The following is a 1,058-nucleotide window of genomic DNA, read 5'->3' on the forward strand; positions in this document are numbered from 1 at the left end:
TTCTCTCATCGCGATCGCCCGAAGTCTGTATTATTTAATACTACCAGGTATTACCTTGCTGCAAATCAATTTTTGTGACACAGTAAGATTAGCAGGCTGTTGAAATATCCGTCGTTGATGCACTCAGGTGCATTGCGACGGATGCTGAGTTCGCACTTCTGAAACGCGGAACGCGTTTCCGGGCGTTCGAGGCTGCTAACGGTTTCACCATATCGATGTTATCCACTGCATCCCGGCCCTCAACGGGCAAGTGTGCGCATACGCGTCAGGTTGTAGCCGACCTGCGTCAGCACGAAGAGCTGGTCCACGCGTTCAAGTCCTCGATACATCGCCTGTCGAATTCGTCCGACTGTCTTGCCCCATCCGAACACCTGCTCAATCCGCTTACGTTTTTGCTGGCTGACCGCGTAACCCGGCCAACGCGTGGTTCGCTCGTCAATCGCTGAGCCTCCTGGACGCCCATCGTTTTGCGCGACATGAGGCGTGACGCGATTTGCTCGACAGGTGGCAACAAAGCCGGCCGTGTCGTAGTTCTTGTCTGCCCGACCGTAATGCCGCCCGGGGCCACCTTCGCGGCGTCAGCAAGCATTTGCGCGGCGCAGTCGCGCTCGGCGGTGCCCGTCGCCAGCGTCACCTGCGCGTTGACTACCAGGCCGTGCCGATTGTCAGTCAGTACATGGCCCATGTAGCAAAGCATCGCACCGGTTCCTTTGCTCTTGCGAAACAGCTAGATATCGGCCCCTCGCGCTGGGACACGGTCGAGCGCCCACGCGAACGCGAACCTGCGATCCATCCCGGACGTCCCGCGCCCCAGCCGCCGCTTGAAGATCTGACACGCAGGCTTGGGCACGGTCCACGGAAACGATCTTACCGCCGGTTCTGGATTCGTCAGAAGCCGAATAAATCGTGCGTCAATCGCACCGGACGACAACTTGAATCAATACTGTATGGTTGCAGCCGGCCGGCCCCCTGATTGTCGACAAGCGCGGAACAAATATTTTTCCTACCCTTGCATGAGGCAGCCGTCTTCAGGAGACAAACGGTGGGAAGCATTGAAG

The 1,058-nt window shown here is 57.7% G+C and carries 1 pseudogene; it reads right to left on the reverse strand.

Annotation, left to right across the window (positions count from 1 at the left end):
• Window positions 1-239 precede the first annotated feature (239 nt).
• Window positions 240-727 (reverse strand): annotated as a pseudogene (locus tag HWY30_RS40775) (transposase); the annotation flags it as partial.
• Window positions 728-1,058 lie beyond the last annotated feature (331 nt).

This window comes from Paraburkholderia tuberum STM678 (assembly GCF_902833905.1).
GTDB classification, from domain to species: Bacteria; Pseudomonadota; Gammaproteobacteria; order Burkholderiales; family Burkholderiaceae; genus Paraburkholderia; species Paraburkholderia tuberum.